This window comes from Nonomuraea sp. B19D2 (assembly GCF_040137845.1).
Taxonomy (GTDB): domain Bacteria; phylum Actinomycetota; class Actinomycetes; order Streptosporangiales; family Streptosporangiaceae; genus Nonomuraea.
This window is the reverse complement of the sequence record NZ_JBEFAK010000033.1, coordinates 87,852-104,175: the sequence shown is the minus strand read 5'-3', so window position 1 is coordinate 104,175 and position 16,324 is coordinate 87,852. Positions and strand designations below refer to the sequence as shown.

The 16,324-nt window shown below is 69.7% G+C and carries 14 protein-coding genes; 7 read left to right on the top strand and 7 right to left on the bottom strand.

The annotated features are described in order from the left end of the window. Positions 1 to 34 precede the first annotated feature (34 nt). Complete coding sequence (locus tag ABN273_RS41670; RefSeq protein WP_349454939.1) at positions 35 to 1,045, top strand: NAD-dependent epimerase/dehydratase family protein; 1,011 nt, start codon at positions 35 to 37, stop codon at positions 1,043 to 1,045. 138 nt (positions 1,046 to 1,183) lie between these two features. Next, entirely contained in the window at positions 1,184 to 2,383 is a 1,200-nt protein-coding gene (locus ABN273_RS41665; protein WP_349454938.1) for a cytochrome P450 family protein, read from the top strand. Between the two features lie 45 nt (positions 2,384 to 2,428). Here the strand turns inward: ABN273_RS41665 and ABN273_RS41660 are convergent, their stop codons facing one another. From ABN273_RS41660 to ABN273_RS41635, 6 genes are all read right to left on the bottom strand, one after another. Beyond that, positions 2,429 to 3,058 carry a class I SAM-dependent methyltransferase gene (locus tag ABN273_RS41660; protein ID WP_349454937.1) on the bottom strand — a complete coding sequence of 210 codons (630 nt, stop codon included), beginning with the start codon at positions 3,056 to 3,058 and terminating at the stop codon, positions 2,429 to 2,431. Positions 3,059 to 3,114: 56 nt separating this feature from the next. Then, entirely contained in the window at positions 3,115 to 4,089 is a 975-nt protein-coding gene (locus tag ABN273_RS41655) for a C40 family peptidase (RefSeq protein ID WP_349454936.1), read from the bottom strand. A gap of 85 nt (positions 4,090 to 4,174) precedes the next feature. Then, complete coding sequence (locus ABN273_RS41650; RefSeq protein WP_349454935.1) at positions 4,175 to 4,777, bottom strand: C39 family peptidase; 603 nt, start codon at positions 4,775 to 4,777, stop codon at positions 4,175 to 4,177. A gap of 207 nt (positions 4,778 to 4,984) precedes the next feature. Next, positions 4,985 to 5,656: a C39 family peptidase gene (locus ABN273_RS41645; RefSeq protein ID WP_349454934.1), complete on the bottom strand. Its 672-nt coding sequence runs from the start codon at positions 5,654 to 5,656 to the stop codon at positions 4,985 to 4,987. Positions 5,657 to 5,790: 134 nt separating this feature from the next. Further along, positions 5,791 to 7,173, bottom strand: a complete 1,383-nt coding sequence (locus ABN273_RS41640) for an amino acid permease (protein WP_349454932.1) — start codon at positions 7,171 to 7,173, stop codon at positions 5,791 to 5,793. Between the two features lie 13 nt (positions 7,174 to 7,186). Beyond that, a complete protein-coding gene (locus ABN273_RS41635; RefSeq protein ID WP_349454931.1) occupies positions 7,187 to 7,564 on the bottom strand; it encodes a squalene/phytoene synthase family protein in 378 nt (125 codons plus the stop codon). A gap of 579 nt (positions 7,565 to 8,143) precedes the next feature. On the opposite strand from ABN273_RS41635, the gene ABN273_RS41630 reads away from it, so the two are divergent. The 5 genes from ABN273_RS41630 to ABN273_RS41610 all read left to right on the top strand — a co-directional run bounded on the left by ABN273_RS41630 (position 8,144) and on the right by ABN273_RS41610 (position 14,897). After that, complete coding sequence (locus ABN273_RS41630; RefSeq protein ID WP_349454930.1) at positions 8,144 to 8,380, top strand: hypothetical protein; 237 nt, start codon at positions 8,144 to 8,146, stop codon at positions 8,378 to 8,380. A 216-nt stretch (positions 8,381 to 8,596) separates the two neighbouring features. Further along, positions 8,597 to 9,079, top strand: coding sequence for a hypothetical protein (locus ABN273_RS41625; protein WP_349454929.1), 483 nt, complete (start codon positions 8,597 to 8,599; stop codon positions 9,077 to 9,079). Positions 9,080 to 9,084: 5 nt separating this feature from the next. Further along, positions 9,085 to 10,452, top strand: a complete 1,368-nt coding sequence (locus ABN273_RS41620; RefSeq protein ID WP_349454928.1) for an SRPBCC family protein — start codon at positions 9,085 to 9,087, stop codon at positions 10,450 to 10,452. 61 nt (positions 10,453 to 10,513) lie between these two features. Then, positions 10,514 to 14,035, top strand: a complete 3,522-nt coding sequence (locus ABN273_RS41615) for a protein kinase domain-containing protein (protein ID WP_349454927.1) — start codon at positions 10,514 to 10,516, stop codon at positions 14,033 to 14,035. Between the two features lie 112 nt (positions 14,036 to 14,147). Continuing rightward, positions 14,148 to 14,897 carry an SAM-dependent methyltransferase gene (locus ABN273_RS41610; RefSeq protein ID WP_349454926.1) on the top strand — a complete coding sequence of 250 codons (750 nt, stop codon included), beginning with the start codon at positions 14,148 to 14,150 and terminating at the stop codon, positions 14,895 to 14,897. A 57-nt stretch (positions 14,898 to 14,954) separates the two neighbouring features. On the opposite strand, the gene ABN273_RS41605 is transcribed toward ABN273_RS41610, so the two are convergent. Further along, on the bottom strand, positions 14,955 to 16,316 hold the full coding sequence (locus ABN273_RS41605) for an ABC transporter substrate-binding protein (protein ID WP_349454925.1): 1,362 nt from the start codon (positions 16,314 to 16,316) through the stop codon (positions 14,955 to 14,957). Positions 16,317 to 16,324: the final 8 nt, after the last annotated feature.

Below are 16,324 nucleotides of genomic sequence, written 5' to 3'. Positions count from 1 at the left end.
GCACGCGCGCCATCAGCGGAAAGGAACGACTGTCATGACCTCCACCTCACTCGTCACCGGGGGCGCCGGCTTCATCGGCTCCCACGTCGCGGCCGACCTGCTCCGCGCCGGCCACCGCGTCGTGGTGCTCGACGACCTGTCGGGCGGGTACGCGGCCAACGTGCCGGGCGGCGCCCATTTCCACGAGGGCAGCGTGTGCGATCCGGAGACCGTTGACGAGCTGTTCAGGACCTGGAAGTTCGACTACGTCTTCCACCTGGCCGCGTACGCCGCCGAAGGGCTCAGCCACTTCATCAAGCGCTACAACTACACCAACAACGTGATCGGCAGCGTGAACCTGATCAACGCCTCCGTCAACGCGGGCACCGTGCGCTGCTTCGTCTTCACCTCCTCCATCGCCGTCTACGGCCACGCCAGTCCCCCCATGACCGAGGACCTGACGCCCGCCCCGGTGGACCCGTACGGCATCGCCAAGTACGCGGTAGAGCAGGAGCTGAAGGTCAGCCACGAGATGTTCGGCCTGCCGTACATCATCTTCCGGCCGCACAACGTCTACGGCGAGCGGCAGAACATCGGCGACCGCTACCGCAACGTCATCGGGATCTTCATGAACCAGATCCTGCGCGGCGAGGAGTGCACCGTCTTCGGCGACGGCGAGCAGACCCGCGCCTTCAGCCACATCGACGACGTGGCGCTGCCGATCGCCCGCTCGATCGGCAACCCGCGCGCCTACGGCGAGGTCTTCAACATCGGCGGCGACACCCCCTACACCGTGAACGAGCTGGCCGGGGCGGTCGCGGAGGCGATGGACGCGCCGCTGCGGGTGCGGCACCTGGAGGCGCGGCACGAGGTGGTCCACGCCTTCTCCGCGCACGACAAGGCCAGGGAGATCCTGGGGGTGGGCGCGGACTCGGTGCCGCTGGCCGAAGGGCTGGCGCAGATGGCCGCCTGGGCGCGGAAACACGGGCCGCAGGAGCCGTCGGTGTTCTCGGGAATCGAGGTCAGCCGCAATATGCCGCCCTCCTGGCAGGCCCTGGTGAGGTGACCTCCGGCTCTTTTCGGGCCGCCGGAGAATACGCTGCCACAAGGCGAAATGGCAGGGCGCCGGTACGAACGTGTGTTTCCCTTTTCAGGGGCGGTCGATAAGGTGAAACCCTGCCATTCCGTATGCGAAAGGGCGACGATGGCCGAGACATTGTTCGATGAGGACTATTTGCGTGACCCGCATCCGGTCTATGCACGACTCCGCACAGAACAGCCCGTTTACCGCACCGCCACTCCGCAGGGCGTACGGGTCTGGGTGGTGAGCCGCTACGAGGACGTCAAGGCGGCCTGCACCGACCCGCGCCTCAGCAAGGACTTCGCGAACAACCCGCACATGATCAAGTCGAACGAGCTGGAGGGCGGCGACAGCAGCGGCTTCGAAGCCACCGTGCCGCACAACATGCTCTTCAACGACCCGCCCGACCACGCGCGGTTGCGTCGGCTGGTGGGCAAGGTGTTCACCGCCGGGCGCGTGCAGGCGCTGCGGCCGCGCATCGAGGAGATCAGCGCCGGGCTCCTCGACAAGGTGGGCGAGGAGTTCGACCTCCTCCACGACTACGCCGTGCCCCTGCCCGCCATGGTGATCGGAGAGCTGCTCGGCATCCCCGAGGAGGACTGGCCGCGGCTCATCAAGTGGTCCAACACCACCATCGAGGGCGCCGTGCTCGACCCCGAGGAGGTGGTGCGGGCCGCCACCGACTTCGTCACCTACCTCGCCGAGCTCTGCGAGGCCAGGCGGGCCGAGCCGGCCGGCGACCTGCTCAGCGCCATGGTGCAGGCGCAGGACGAGGAGGGCGCGCTGAGCCAGCGGGAGCTCGTCGACACCGCGTTCCTGCTCACGGTCGCCGGCCACGAGACGACCGTGCACCTGATCTGCAACGGCATGCTCGCCCTGCTGCGCCATCCGGAGCAGCTCGCCAAGCTCCGCGAGGACCCGGGGCTGCTGCCGGCCGCGGTCGAGGAGTTCCTCCGCTTCGACGGGCCGGTCAGCACGTCCACCCTCAGGTTCACCAAGGAGCCCGTCACGATCGGCGGCACGGAGATCCCGCAGGGCCAGCTCGTGCTCGTGTCCTTCCTGTCCGCCAACCGGGACGCGACGCAGTTCGCCGACCCCGACCGCTTCGACGTCACCCGCGCTCCCGGCCAGCACGTCGCGTTCGGCCACGGCATCCACTACTGCCTCGGCGCCCCGCTGGCCAGGACCGAGGGCGTGGTCGCCCTCCGCCACCTGCTCGAGCGCTTCCCCGGCCTGCGGCTCGCCGTCCCCGAGGACCGTCTCGCCTGGCGCCCCGGCCTGCTCATGCACGGCCTGACCAGCCTCCCGGTACGCAGCTCCTGAGCGCCTCGCCCCCGGAACGCGGTTCCGGGGGCGACCGGGGGCGCGCTATGCGGCGGGTTTGCGGGCGGCCAGGCGTTCGACGAGGCCGAGCTTGAAGCGGTCGTGGCGTTCGACGGTGAGGCCGTGCTCGGGGAGCTGGAGGATGGGGCGGCGCAGGAAGTGCTCGCCTCCCAGGGGCACGGTCACCAGTTCGACCAGCCGCTGCACCACGCGTACCGGCCAGGCCGAGGCGGCCACGTGGTCGGCGAGCAGGAGGATCCCGCCGGGCCGGAGCACGCGCGCCATCTCTGCGATCGCCCGCCCGTGATCGGGGATGGCGCAGAGGGAGAAGGTGCACACCACCGTGTCGAAGGCGGCGTCCGGGAAGGCGAGCGCCTGGGCGTCCCCTTCGTACAGGTCCGCCTGGACGCCGAGTTCGGACGCCCGGCGCCGGGCGATCGCCAGCATGGCCGGGCTCCACTCGACGCCGGTCAGGCGGACGCCTTCGGGATAGAGCGGCAGATTGAGGCCCGTGCCGACGGCGACCTCGAGGGTGTCTCCAGCGGCCTGGCCGCAGATCCACGAGCGGGTGTCGCCGAAGAGCCTCCGGTCGAAGTAGGCCATCTGCCGGTCATAGGAAACGGATTGCCTGTCCCAATAGCGGCGCAAACGCTCCTCGCGAGCCTTGGAGCCCATCGTCGCCTCCCTTGCCATGCGATCAATAGCAGGGTTTCACGAGTTGAGCCGGCATGTCAGGGGCGGATCGCGCCGGCGAGGCGGTTGCGCCAGTAGTCGTCGAGGTCGACGACCTTGATGACGTCTCCGGTCTGGGGCGCGTGGACCATCTTGCCGTTGCCGGCGTACATGCCCATGTGTCCCAGCCCCTTGCTGAAGAGCAGGTCGCCGGGCTGCAGAGCGTTCAGGGGGACGCGGCGGTCGGATCCCCAGCTCCATTGGGTCCAGGTTGTGCGGGGCAGTGCGACTCCTGCCTGGCGCCAGGCGGCCTGGGTGAGGCCGGAGCAGTCGTAGGAGCCGGGGCCGGTGCCGCCGTACCGGTAGGGCTTGCCCACCTGGGCGAAGGCGAACTGGAGCGCCGCGCGGGCGTTGCCGGAGGCCGAGCCGGTGTACGGGATGCCCCGGCTGTCGGTGTTCCCGGCCTTGTACGTGCCCAGCCCGCGCAGGAGCCTGGTCTGCTCGGCGATCAGGTTCTCGATCTTGGACTTCTCGTCGCCGACCTTGTCGCGCGCGGTCTCGGCCTCGGCCAGGACCGCTTCGGCCTCGTTGCGCCGATCGCGCAGCTCCTCGGTGGCCGCCAGGTAGGCGCGTACCTTCGCCGCCCTGGCCTCGGCCAGCTGCTGGAGCGAGGCCATGCCGCCCAGGATCGCCTCGGGGTCGCCCTGGCCGGTGAGCCGCTCCCACCCCCTGAAGGGGCCGTGCTGGTAGTCGCCGACCGCCGCCCCGACGAGGTCCTGGCGCAAGGTGTCCGCCTGGGCGTCCTTGCGGCCGAGCTCGGCGTTGAGGGCGTCGTACTTCTTCCTGGCCTTCTTGTACGCCTCGGTGGCCTGGTTGAAGCGCTCGACCACCTGGTCGGCCCGCTCGTTCAGCTTCACCAGCTTGGCCCTGGTCTGGGCGGGCGACGGATCGGCGACGGCGGCGCCGGGAACGGAGGCCAGCGCGATCGAGGTCAGAGCCACGGCCGCCGCCGTCCGCCCCAGCACGGTCACCACGGTGCCTCCTCATGAAGTCTCCACACCCATGGCCATGTGGAGATACGCGTGGCACGGCTCCGGTGTTCAGCGCGGGGCCGGTGTCCTACGGGAGCTTGGTGACGTAGTACATGTTGCCGGCCGGCTGGAGCACGCGGGCCAGGGCGGAGGCGCTGATGGTGTGGGTGCCGCCGGTGGGCTTCCACGGGTCGTAGACGGTGATGGTGCCGGCGACCTTGTCGTAGCCGTAGGCGAGGATGGCGTGGCCGATCTCGGTGCCCTTGATCTTGCCCTTGTTCCAGGGCAGCTGGTCCATCCACACCGTGAGCACCGGCGCCCGGTGCAGTTCGCCGATGTCCTTGGAGACCCGCTTCATGAGGACGGCCGGGTTGCCGTCCGCGTCGGTGGGCATCGTGAACTTGTAGCCGAGGGACTTGACGTACGCGTTGATCACCGGCACGGCGTCCACGCCCTCGGTGCCGTACGGCGGGTGGGTCTTCATCTTCTTGGCCAGGATCGACTGGCTGACCGTGATGCCGAAGCTCGACAGGCTCATCGCCGACGAGGCGGGTACGCAGAAGTAGTTGGTCTGCTGCCGCTGGGCATCCAGGCTGAGCTGGTACTTCAAGGGCCTGACGAACCCGTCGGGCGTCGCGGCGTAGGCCGGTGACAGGGGGGTGAAGCAGAGCGCCCCCACCGTCGCAGCCATGGTGAGGGCGATGCCGGCAGTCCTCGGTCTATGGTTCTTCACGCAATCACTCCACATAGGCACACAAATGGAGCAAAGATTAGTCAATGACCGTGTTGAATCGGTCAAGTGTGTGCAAAGAGTGATGTTTGTGACTTATGGGACAAAATGGGACGGCAAATTTTGCCGTCATGGCGGGCCGGCTGCCGGCGGCCCGCCGGACGCCGGCTAGAGCCTGGAGATGTAGTACATGCCGCCCGGCTGGAGGAGGCCGGCCAGCACGGAGGCCTTGATGGTGTGGGTGCCGCCGGTGGGCTTCCACGGGTCGTAGACGGTGATGGTGCCGGCCACCTTGTCGTAGCCGTAGGCGAGGATGGCGTGGCCGACCTTGCTGCCCTTGATCTTGCCCTTGTTCCAGGGCAGCTGCTCCATCCACACCCCGAGCACCGGCGCCCGGCGCAGCTGGCCGACGTTGTCCGCCACCCGGCTCATGAGGAGGACCGGGTTGCCGGCCGTGTCGGCGGGGACCGTGTACTTGTAGCCGCGGGACTTGACGTAGGCATTGACCACCGGCAGGGCGTTCACGCGCTTGGTGCCGCCGGACGGGGTGGTCTTCATCTTCTTGGCGAGGGTCGACTGGCTGACGTTGACGCCGAAGCTCGACAGGCTCATCGCCGACGAGGCGGGCACGCAGAAGTAGTTGGTCTCCTGCCGCTGGCCCTTGAGGCTGAGCTGGTACTTCAGCGGCGCGACAAGACTCTGGGATTTCGCGGTGGCGCTCGGGGACGGGGTGGGGGTGGGGGTGTCGGGGGAGGCGTAGGCCGGTGACAGAGCGGTGAGGCACAGGGCCGTCACGGTCACGGTGAGGGCGATGCCGGTACCCGATCTGCGGATATTCACTTGATCACTCCACGCATGCACACAAGAGGTAAAGAGCAGTCAAGGACCGTAGTTGATCGGTCACATGTGTGCAAACGAGAGCTCAATGGTGCTGAAGGGACAGAGGGGGCGGTGAACCGCGAAGCCGCGAGGTGCTACGCCAGCACCGAGTGCCGGCGGCTGTAGGCGAAGTAGATGATCAGCCCGAGCACGAACCAGACGGCGAAGCGCAGCCACGTCGCCGGATTCAGGAACGTGATCAACCAGATCGAGAAGAGCGCCCCGATGCCCGGCACCACCGGCATCCCCGGCATGCGGAACGTGCGAGGCAGGTCGGGCTGCCGGTAGCGGAGCACGATCACCGCCAGGCACACCACCACGAACGCCAGCAGGATCCCGATGTTGGTCAGCTCGGCCGCCTCGCGGATGGGCAGGAACCCGGCGATCGCCGCCGACGCGACGCCCACGATCCACGTCACCCGCGTGGGCACCCGCCGTACCGGGTGGAGCTTGGCGAACCACAGCGGCAGCAGCCCGTCCCGGCTCATCGAGAACCAGACGCGGGTGACGCCGAGCATGAACGTGAACATGACCGTGAGGATGCCGATCACGGCTCCGGCCGCGATGAGGGTCGCCAGCCCGGACAGCCCGACGGCGGCGAACGCCGAGGAGAAGCCGCTCTCCGGGTCGATCTGCCGGTAGTTCTGCATGCCGGTGAGCACGAGCGTGGCCAGCACGTACAGCACCATGGAGATGGCCAGCGAGTAGATGATCGCCTTCGGCATGTGCCGCTGCGCGTCCCGTGACTCCTCGGCCGCGGTGCTCATCGCGTCGTAGCCGAACACCGCGAAGAACACGGTGGCGGCCCCGGTGATCGCCCCGCTGACCCCGTACGGGAAGAACGGCGTGTAGTTGGCCGGGTTGACGTGGAAGAAGCCGACCACGATCACCAGCAGCACGACGGCGACCTTGAGGGCCACCACGAACGTCTCGAACCTGGCCGCGGCGCGGATCCCGAGGTTCAGCAGGAAGGCGATGAGCAGGCACAGCAGCACCGCGAACAGGTCCACCACGTGTCCCTCGCCGGTGCCGGGCGCGCCGAGCATCCACGGGGGCAGGGTGAAGCCGAGCTGTTGCACGAGGAAGCCGAAGTAGCCGGAGATGCCGATGGCCACGACCGCGACGATGGCGGTGTACTCCAGCAGCAGGTCCCAGCCGATGAACCAGCCGACGATCTCTCCCAGGACCGCGTACCCGTACGTGTAGGCGGACCCGGCCTTCGGGATCAGGCCGGCGAACTCGGCGTACGAGAACGCGGCGGCGGCGCTGGCGATCCCGGCGATGAGGAACGACACCAGCACGGCCGGCCCCGCGGTCTGGTTGGCGACCGCGCCGGCCAGGGCGAAGATGCCCGCGCCGATGATGCCGCCCACACCGATGGCGGTGAGCTGCCACAGCCCGAGCGACCTGGACAGCTCTCCTTCGTGCTCGGTGGCGATCTGCTCCACCGGCTTGCGCCTGAAGATGCTTCGCGACATGACCATGACGCCCTCACAGACTCTGCTGCTGCCGGGGATGGTTGCGGCGGGCAGGGGGCATATCGTGTTCGCCGTCTCCGTCGCCGGGGTGGTGGGACTGGGAGAGAGCGCGTGCCGCGACCACGGACTTCTCCCTCGCCGTCAGGGACAGCCGCCTGGCCAGCGCGTAGACGGCGCTCAGCGCGCGCCGCTTGGGGGCGGGCAGCAGCCGCAGACCGTACGAGAAGTTACGGGCCTGACCGCGCATGATCTGCGCGCAGTGCCGGTACGCCTCATCGACGTCCGCAACCCCGCGCCCTCCCAGTGCGGAGGCGCAACCATGCCGTCGCAAGAGACCTGCGGCGCGGGCGAACATCATGGCCGCGACGGCCGCTTGCGTGTTTTCCCCCATGGCATGAGTGATGGCTGTCCGTTATGTCGCGGCAATAAACTGGCCGACGAACGCTGCCAGGCGTGGCCGGGCGAATTGTTTACGTGCGGCTGAACGATTCGGCCGGTGGAAACAGAGCTCTTTGCTTATTCGCGGGCCGGCGGTCCGGCCGGTCGCCGGAATTGGCGGAGAATTTTGTGGCGCCCCGGTTTCAAGGTTCGTCGGACCGGGTGCGGGACAGCGGCGCCTGCGGCGGCGTCTGCCGCGGGAACGGGAGCGATGTGTCGGTGAGCGGTCCCACGCCGGCGAGCCGGAGAACCTGACCGATCCACGCCTCTATGACGGAAGAGGAAGGCGGTGGTTGCTCCATGTCTGTCATCTCGTCCCCCCTTGAGAGGTCCTCGGGGGGAGTCGTTGTGATCTGTCCGGGGTAATCACCCAGGCAACACGGATAGTAGCAATCGGTCACGATCGGGCGGCGCATCGCCCCACGAGTAGCGGCGGCGGTCGTGCGGCTCGCTGAAGCTTTGCCTCACCGAGAGTTACCGAACCGGCTGGAGGGCAGCCGGACGGCCAGTCGTCGATCGAAGGAGCGGCATCATGGTCGTCACGCGCACTACCGGCGAGCGCCGGCCGCAGGTGGAGCTGCCCGTACTCGGCACGGTCACCCTTCCGGAGCCCGAGCACCTCGCGTTCTACGCGGTACTCCTCGCGCTGGGAGTGCTGGAGATCGTGGAATGGCCGATCGTGGGCATCGTCGGAGTCGGCCACCTCCTGGCCGGCCAGCACCGCTTCCTCATCCTTCAGGAAGTCGGGGAGGCCGCGGAAGCAGTCTGAGCCGGGCAACGCCACGGCCCCCGTGCCCATGTGACGGGGGACCGCAAATCTCTGGTCTGGGCCGCTCAAAGTCTGCGCAACTTTCCCAAGTATCTGGTTCTTTGTCCTGTTTGAGGGCAGCCCACGGGCGAGTGTCTCGGCCGCGGCAACAGGCTCCTGCGCACCGAATTCTGTGCATCCCGAGACGAAGGAGCTTGAGGGAAAGGAGCGCTGATCATGTCGAACACGTCACGGATAGCCTTTGCCGTGCTCGCGGGTTACTACCTCGGACGGCGCCGCAAGTTGCGCATGGCCGCGGCATTGGCGCTGGCGGGCCTGGTCGGCCGCGCGCGCATGGGTGAGGGCGGCCTGCTGTCGCAGGGCGTCAAGGCCCTGCGCTCCTCCGCCGAGGTCGGGCAGATCACCGACCGCCTCCGGGGGGACCTGATGGAGGTCGGCAAGGCGGCGGCGGTGGCGGCGACCAGCAGGCAGATCGACGCTCTGAGCAACAGGCTGCACGAACGTGCCGAGGCTCTGCGTACGCAGGGGACGGCGCAGGAAACCCGCCGGCCCTCGAGGCAGGCAGAGGAGGAAGCAGACTACGAGGACCTGGATTACGCGGACGAGTCCGAGGACTACGAGGAAGAGCGGGAACTCCCGCCCCAGAGGGCGCAGCGGCGAACCCGTCCCGTTCGGCGGGCCGGACAGTCGCGGAGGTGAGTCGGGTGGCTGAGACGAGAGCCGGCCGGGCCGGGCAGGCGGTCCGGGGAACCGGCCGGGCAGTGACGGGAGCGGCCAGGGGTGTCGCGGGCACGGCCAGGAGCGCCGGTCAAGGAGCGGCCGGTACGGCCAGGAGAGCCGGTCAAGGAGCGGCCGGCGCAGCCAGGGATGTCGGTCAAGGAGCGGCCGGCACAGCCAGGGACGTCGGTCAAGGAGCGGCCGGCGCTGCGACGGAGACCGTCAAGAAGGCCGGTGGCGCGATCGTTGAAAGCCTGCCGACCGGCCGGCTCGTACAGGAGGCGCAGAACCTGCTGCAGGCAGCGAGCGAGCGACTGCTCTCGTCCGCGGAAGGGAAGATCGAGGACCTCACCGGGCGGCTGACCGACTACGCGGAGATCGGCGGCAAGAGCCTCATCAGCGCGGTCACCGGCTCGGAGAATCCGAGCGGGCTGCTGGGCGGCGCCCTCAGGGGCGGCCTCAAGGGCGGTCTCGCCGGTGGGCTGAAGGCAGGCGTGAAGGGGCTTTGGCAGAAGGTCACCGGCAAGGGCGGCGGCAAGGGCGGCAAGCTGAAGATCGTCAACATCGTCGAGTCGATCGACATCGGCGCCCCGCGCCGCCTGGTGTACGACCAGTGGACGCACTTCCAGGACTTCCCGACCTTCATGAAGAAGGTGGAGACGGTCAATCAGGAAAGCGACGAGGAGCTCTCCTGGAAGGCCCAGGTCTTCTGGTCCCACCGGATGTGGAAGTCCCACATCATCGAGCAGGTCCCGGACCAGCACATCATCTGGCGGTCCGAGGGCGCGAAGGGCTACGTGGACGGCGCCGTGACGTTCCACGCGCTCACCGACGACCTGACCCGTGTCCTGATGGTGCTGGAGTACCACCCGCAGGGGCTCTTCGAGCGCACCGGCAACCTGTGGCGCGCCCAGGGCCGGCGGGCGCGGCTGGAGCTCAAGCACTTCAGGCGGCACGTGATGTCGCACCTCCTGCTGCATCCCGACGAGGTCGGCGAGGGCTGGCGCGGCGAGATCCGCGACAGCCAGGTCGTCAGGGACCACGAGACGGCGATGGAGGAGGAGCGCGCCAAGCTGGCCGAGGAGGAAGAGAAGCCCGAAGAGGAGGAGTGGGAAGAGGAGGAGCCCGAACGGGCCGAGGAGGAAGAGCCCGAGGCTGAGGAGGAGGAAGAGCCCGAGGCTGAGGAGGAGGAAGAGGAGCCGGAAGCGGAAGAGTACGAGGAAGAGGAGCCCGAAGCGGAAGAGTACGAGGAGGAAGAGGAGCCCGAACCGGAGCCCGTTGTCGCACGCCGGTCCGCCGAAGGCCGCCCGCGCCCAGTCGGGCAGCGCCCCGTCCGGCACCGCGAGATGGAGTAGTCGCGCGCGCTCTGATCGTGGGAGCGGCAACTTTGGCGGAGGCGGGCGCATCTAATCCGCCGTGGAGGCGTTGGCCGCGGGAGATCCGCAGCGCATCGGGGACTACTGGCTGGCGGGGCGGCTGGGCTCGGGAGGGCAGGGCGTCGTGTACGACGCCTACGATCCCGAGGGCCGGCGGGTGGCGGTCAAGGTGCTGCACGCGCCGGGCGATCGCGGGCGCCTCGCCAAGGAGGCGGCCGCGGCGGGGCGGGTCGCCTCGTTCTGCACCGCTCGTTTGCTGGCGGCCGAGCTCGACGGCGGCAAGCCGTACCTGGTCTCGGAGTACGTGCCAGGCCCGAGCCTGCGCGAGGCCGTACGGGACGGCCGGCGCTTCACCGGCGACGACCTGCACCGGCTGGCGACGGCGGTGGCCACGGCGCTCACCGCGATCCACGAGGCGGGCGTGGTCCACCGTGACCTCAAGCCGGACAACGTGCTGCTCGGCCCGGACGGGCCGCGGGTGATCGACTTCGGCATCGCCAGGACGCTGGAGATGTCGCTGACCAGGACCGGCGAGCTGGCGGGCACCCCCAGCTACATGGCGCCCGAGGTGCTGACCGGGCAGCGGGCCGGGGCGGCGGCAGACGTGTTCGCATGGGGCGCGATCATGGTGTTCGCGGCCACCGGGCGCGACCCGTTCGGCGGTGAGAACCTGGGCGGCGTCATGCACCGCGTGCTGACCCACCATCCGGACCTGAGCGCTCTGCCGCCCCGGCTGGCCACGCTGGCCGACGCCGCGATGGAGAAGGAGCCGTCGGCGCGGCCCACCGCACGCGACCTGCTGCTCGCGCTGGTCAGCGGCGACGGATCCGACACGCGCGGGCTGCTGGCGGCCGGAAGCCGCAGCGCCGAGGGGGTGCGGGTGCCCGACCAGGGCGATCCCGCGCTGGGCACGATCGCCGAGGACGCCTACGGCGCGCTCGGTCCGGAGGAGCGCGACCTGGCGGCCGAGGTGTTCCTGCGGCTGGTCGCGGTGACCGCCGACGGGCAGGAGACGCTGCGCCGGGCCGCCCCCGAGGAGCTGTTCGGCGGCCGTCCAGAACGGGAGGCGGCGGCCGTCCGGCGCATCCTGGAGGCCTTCTCGTACGTGGTCGCCGTCAAGGACGACTCGGTGGCCCTGTCGCGCCCCGGCCTGCTGCGGGCCTGGCCCCGCCTGCGCATGTGGGTGGACGCCGACCGCGCCGGGCTGGCCGTGCTCAGCCAGCTCAACGCGGCGGCGCGGCACTGGGACGAGCACGGGCGGCGCGACGGCGACGTGCTGCAGGGCACCCGGCTGGAGGAGGCGCTGAGCTGGGCGGCGACCGGCCGCAGGCATCTGACGCTGACCCCGTTCGAACGCGACTTCCTGCGCGCGGGCACCGAGCTGACCAGGAAGCGCGGCCGGCGCCGGAGACTGATCACCACGGCGCTGGCGGGGCTGCTGGTGGTGGCGCTGGCGGCGGGCGGGCTGGCCGTGTGGCAGCGGCAGCAGGCCGCCGAGCGGCTCGACATCCTGACCGCCAAGCAGGTCGCGGCCGAGGCCGACCGCCTGCGCACGGCCGATCCGACCCTCGCGATGCTGCTCAGCGTGGCCGCCTTCCGGGTGTCGCCGCAGCCGGAGGCGCGCTCCAGCCTGATGGGCTCGCTCCAACAGCGGGAGACGGCCGTCTTCCGCGATCCGCCGGTCAAGGGGGTGGGCCGGCGGGTGCTGAGCCGCGACGGGCGCACGCTGGTCAGCGTCAGCGAGGGCGGCGTCAACGTGTACGACGTGCGCGCCCACAGGCGGACGGCGAGCTGGCCCAAGATGACCTTGAAGGGGACGGCCCTCCAGAACCCCGCGCTGAGCCGCAGCGGTCGCCTGCTCGCCCGGACCACCACGGACGAGCTCGGCGTATGGGACCTGAAGACCGGTAGGACGCTGGTGAGGACGGCTCTCCCGGCGACCGGGAACGGCGGCTTCAGCGTCGTGTTCGGCGAGCACGAGACGACGCTCGTGGTCACCCTCGCCGACGAGGTCCCCTTCCTCATCGACGTGACCACCGGCGAGCGGTTCGGCCGGCCCGTCTACGACGGCCGGGAATACGCGCAGACCCCCGCGCCGCTCGTCGACCCGACCGGCAGGCACCTGCTGCTGCCCGGCCGCCGCTTCGACCAGCTCGCCCTGCCCGGCTGGACCGCCGAACGCCCCTTCCCGGCCTGCGTCAAGTCTCACGTGCTGGCCGCCTACAGTCCGGACGGCAAGACCCTGGCCTGCGTCGACGTCGCCGGCGACATCGTGCTCCTGGACGCCGTCACCGGGCACGAGCACAAGCTGAAGGAGGTGCTGAACTGCGATCTCTGCCACGACTCCGCACAGCTCAGGTTCAGCGCCGACGGCCGCTACCTCGCCGGCTTCCACGGCCGCGATCTCGAGGTCCTGCGGATCGGCGACCAGACGGACATCCTGCGCTACCGCGCCGAGGGCGATCTCGGCGACGTCCGCTTCGACCCCGACGGCAGGACACTGCGTTACCTCATCGACGACGCCGTCATCAGCGTGGACCTCCAGCCCCGCACCCCGGCCGTCCCCCTGCCCGGCCCTCCGGAGCTCAGCCGCGACGGCCACTGGGCGGTGTCCAGGACGGACGGCCCCGCGCTGAGCGTGTTCGACCTGCGGACCCGCAAGGAGGCGGGCCGCATACCCGTCGGCGAGGACGAGGTCGCCGACGCCGTCGACGACGCCGGCACCAGGCTGGTCACCGCCGACATCAACCGCACGATCACGCTGTGGGACCTCGCGACGATGAAGAAGCTCTGGTCCAAGCGGGTGGGGGACGGCGAATACCAGCCGACGCAGGCCTCCTTCACCCCCGATGGGCGCAGGGTCGCCATCACTCTGGTCCTGGGGCAGACCCCGGTGATGAACCAGGTGGTGCTGGAGGCCGCCGACGGCCGTGTGGCGGCCTCGTACCAGACCCGGCTGACGATCGGGCCCTTTCTTCCGGGACAGCAGGTGTTCGTCTCGGCCGACGGCAGGCTCGTCGACCTGACGACCGGCAAGGCCGTCGGCTCCGGGTTCGGCGCCACCAACGCGGTGGCCGTCAGCCGCGACGGGCTCATGGCCGTCCACGAGTCCGCCGCCCACCGGATCCGCCTGTGGGACGTCAAGGGCCCGACCGCGCTGGGTCCCGCCCTGCCCCGGGCCGCCGGCACCATCGCCCGCACGGTCTTCTCGCCGGACGGCAGCACGCTCGCCACGGCAACCGACGAGGGCGTGCTCGAGTTCTGGGACGTCCAGGCCAGGCGCAGGCTCGGCAGCTCGTACCGGGTGGGGGAGTTCGATCCCTCGTCCATGGCCTTCAGCGCCGACGGGGAGCGTCCTGTACGTCGGCACGAAGGGCAACAGCGTGCACGAGGTGCCCGTCGGGGACGCGCTCGTGGCCGGGAAGGTGTGCGCGCGGGCCGCTCGCACGCTCTCGCCCGCCGAGTGGAGCCGGTATCTCGCGGATGTGCCCTATCGGGATGTGTGCGCCTGACGCCGGAACGCGCGCGAAATTCGGTTGTCCCGCACCCGGGCCATGGCTAGGGTCGTGCCGATCATCATCTCGTGACGGAGGAGTTGCATTTAATGCGTGTCGACGGCGTTCGCTACCAGCCCACTTCGGTAAACCCGTCATCACGCGTAAGGACTCCTTACCTTGGATCTGCCACGTAGCATCACCATCCGGGAGAGCAGCCACCGGATTCTCAACCCGTTCACCTCGGACAAGCTCGCCACCCTGGGCGCCGCGATCGGGCTGCGCAAGGGCGCGTCCGTGCTCGATCTGTGCTGCGGCAAGGGCGAGATGCTGGCCACGTGGTCCCGCGACCACGGCATCGCCGGCACCGGTGTGGACATCAGCACGGTCTTCCTGGCCGCCGCACGCGAGCGGGCCGCCGAGCTCGGCGTTGCCGATCGGGTGACGTTCGTGCACGGAAACGCCGCCACCCACGTGGCGGCCGAGCCCGTCGATGTGGCGGCGTGCGTGGGGGCGACCTGGATCGGCCAGGGCGTCGCCGGGACCGTCGCGCTGCTGGAACGCAGCCTGCGTCCTGGCGGCATGATGCTGATCGGCGAGCCCTTCTGGCGTGCCGAGCCGCCCAGCCAGGAAGCCGTCGAAGCCTGCCGCGTCCGGTCTCGTGACGACCACAACACGCTGCCCGGGCTCATCGAGCTCTTCCACGGTCTCGGCTACGACGTCGTCGAGATGGTCCTGGCCGACGAGGACAGCTGGGACCGTTACCGCGCCGCCCAGTGGCTGAACGTCCGCACCTGGCTGGACGCCAACCCCGGCGACGACGAGCTCGCCCCCGAGTTCCGGGCCGAGCTGGCGACCGAGCCGCTGCGCTACGTCAGGTACGAGCGGCCGTTGGTCGGCTGGGGCGTGTTCGCGCTCATGAAGCGCTGACGGTCCCGTTCCGGCTCCGGCCCCGGTTGGCGTCAACCGGGGCCGGAGCCTCGGCGGTCAGCCGCCGCTGACGGTGAAGCCCTGCTCGGTGCCGAAGGCGGTGATGCGGTCCTGCCAGGACTTCAGCGCCGCGGCCAGGTCACCGCCGCCGTCGATGGCCTGGCCCACGGTGTCCTTGAAGATGCTGTTGGCGTACACCTGGAACGGGAGGTACTGCCAGCCGGGGCGGACGGCGGTCGAGGCGTCGCCCAGCACCTGGTTGATCTTCTGCCCGCCGAAGAACTCCAGCGGCGCGTCACGGAACGCCGGGTCGTCGAGCAGCACCTTCGTGGCGGGGAACAGCCCGGCCTCGGTGTTCAGCGACTTGACGGCCTCCGGGTCGGAGTTGAGCCACTCCGCGAAGGCGACGGCGGCCGGGATGTTCTTGCTCTGCGGGATGACCGCGACCGAGGAGCCGCCGTTCTCGGCGTTCATCGGCTTGGCCGCGTCGAACTGGGGCATCGGGGCGACCGCCCACTTGCCCTTCGTCTTGGGGATGGAGTTCACGATGCCGTTCGGGGCCCAGGCGCCGGTCAGCCAGGTCGCGTACTTCCCGGAGCCCATGCCCTTCCACCAGTCGTCCGTCCAGCCGGGCTGCGGGTCGACCAGCTTCTCGCCGAGCAGCGTGTTCCACGTGCTGACCCACTGCTTGACGCCGGGGTCGGAGCCGAGCGTGACGCTGACCGAGCTCTCGCCCGAGGTCTTGAACGGCGTGCCGCCCGCCTGCCAGATCATGCTGTCCACCCCGCCGGCGTCCCCGGGGTCGATCGTGGTGATGAAGTTGTCCGGGTTGTCGGCCTTGATCTTCTTGGCCGCCTCGACGAACTCCGCCCACGTCTTCGGCGGCTCGATCTTCAGCTTGTCGAAGATGTCCTTGCGGTAGAACATCGCCATCGGGCCGGTGTCCTGCGGGATGCCGTAGACGCCGCCGTTGACCGCCACCTGGGCCCACGCCGACGCGGCGAACTTGTCCTTGAGCGCGCCGGCGCCGTAGTCGGCCAGGTTCACGACCTGCTTGGAGAGCGCGAACTGGGGCAGCGCGAAATACTCGATCTGCGCCACGTCGGGCGCGCCGGACCCTGCCTTGATCGCGGTCTGCAGCTTGGTGTACTGGTCGGCGGACTGGCCCGCGTTCACCAGGTTGATCTTGATGTTCGGATATTTCGCCTGGAAGCGGGCGACGGTCTTCTCGATCCCCGTGACCCACGACCAGAATGTCAGCTCGGCCGGCTTGCTCAGCGCGTCCTGCACGGCCGCCGACTTGCTCGGGGCGGCTGCCGGGGCACTCGCGCCCCCGCTCCCGCCGGAGCCGCCGCCGCACGCGGCCAGGGCCACCGACAGGGCCGCGGCGACCCCGGCGGTCCTCACAAATGATCTCATGGTGTTTC

What these genes read in the sequence shown, in the direction of transcription:
- ABN273_RS41670 (WP_349454939.1), top strand. Translation starts at nt 35, where the DNA reads ATGACCTCCACCTCACTCGTCACCGGGGGCGCCGGCTTCATCGGCTCC.
- ABN273_RS41665 (WP_349454938.1), top strand. Translation starts at nt 1,184, where the DNA reads ATGGCCGAGACATTGTTCGATGAGGACTATTTGCGTGACCCGCATCCG.
- ABN273_RS41660 (WP_349454937.1), bottom strand. Translation starts at nt 3,058, where the DNA reads ATGGGCTCCAAGGCTCGCGAGGAGCGTTTGCGCCGCTATTGGGACAGG.
- ABN273_RS41650 (WP_349454935.1), bottom strand. Translation starts at nt 4,777, where the DNA reads ATGGCTGCGACGGTGGGGGCGCTCTGCTTCACCCCCCTGTCACCGGCC.
- ABN273_RS41640 (WP_349454932.1), bottom strand. Translation starts at nt 7,173, where the DNA reads ATGTCGCGAAGCATCTTCAGGCGCAAGCCGGTGGAGCAGATCGCCACC.
- ABN273_RS41635 (WP_349454931.1), bottom strand. Translation starts at nt 7,564, where the DNA reads ATGGGGGAAAACACGCAAGCGGCCGTCGCGGCCATGATGTTCGCCCGC.
- ABN273_RS41630 (WP_349454930.1), top strand. Translation starts at nt 8,144, where the DNA reads ATGGTCGTCACGCGCACTACCGGCGAGCGCCGGCCGCAGGTGGAGCTG.
- ABN273_RS41625 (WP_349454929.1), top strand. Translation starts at nt 8,597, where the DNA reads ATGTCGAACACGTCACGGATAGCCTTTGCCGTGCTCGCGGGTTACTAC.
- ABN273_RS41605 (WP_349454925.1), bottom strand. Translation starts at nt 16,316, where the DNA reads ATGAGATCATTTGTGAGGACCGCCGGGGTCGCCGCGGCCCTGTCGGTG.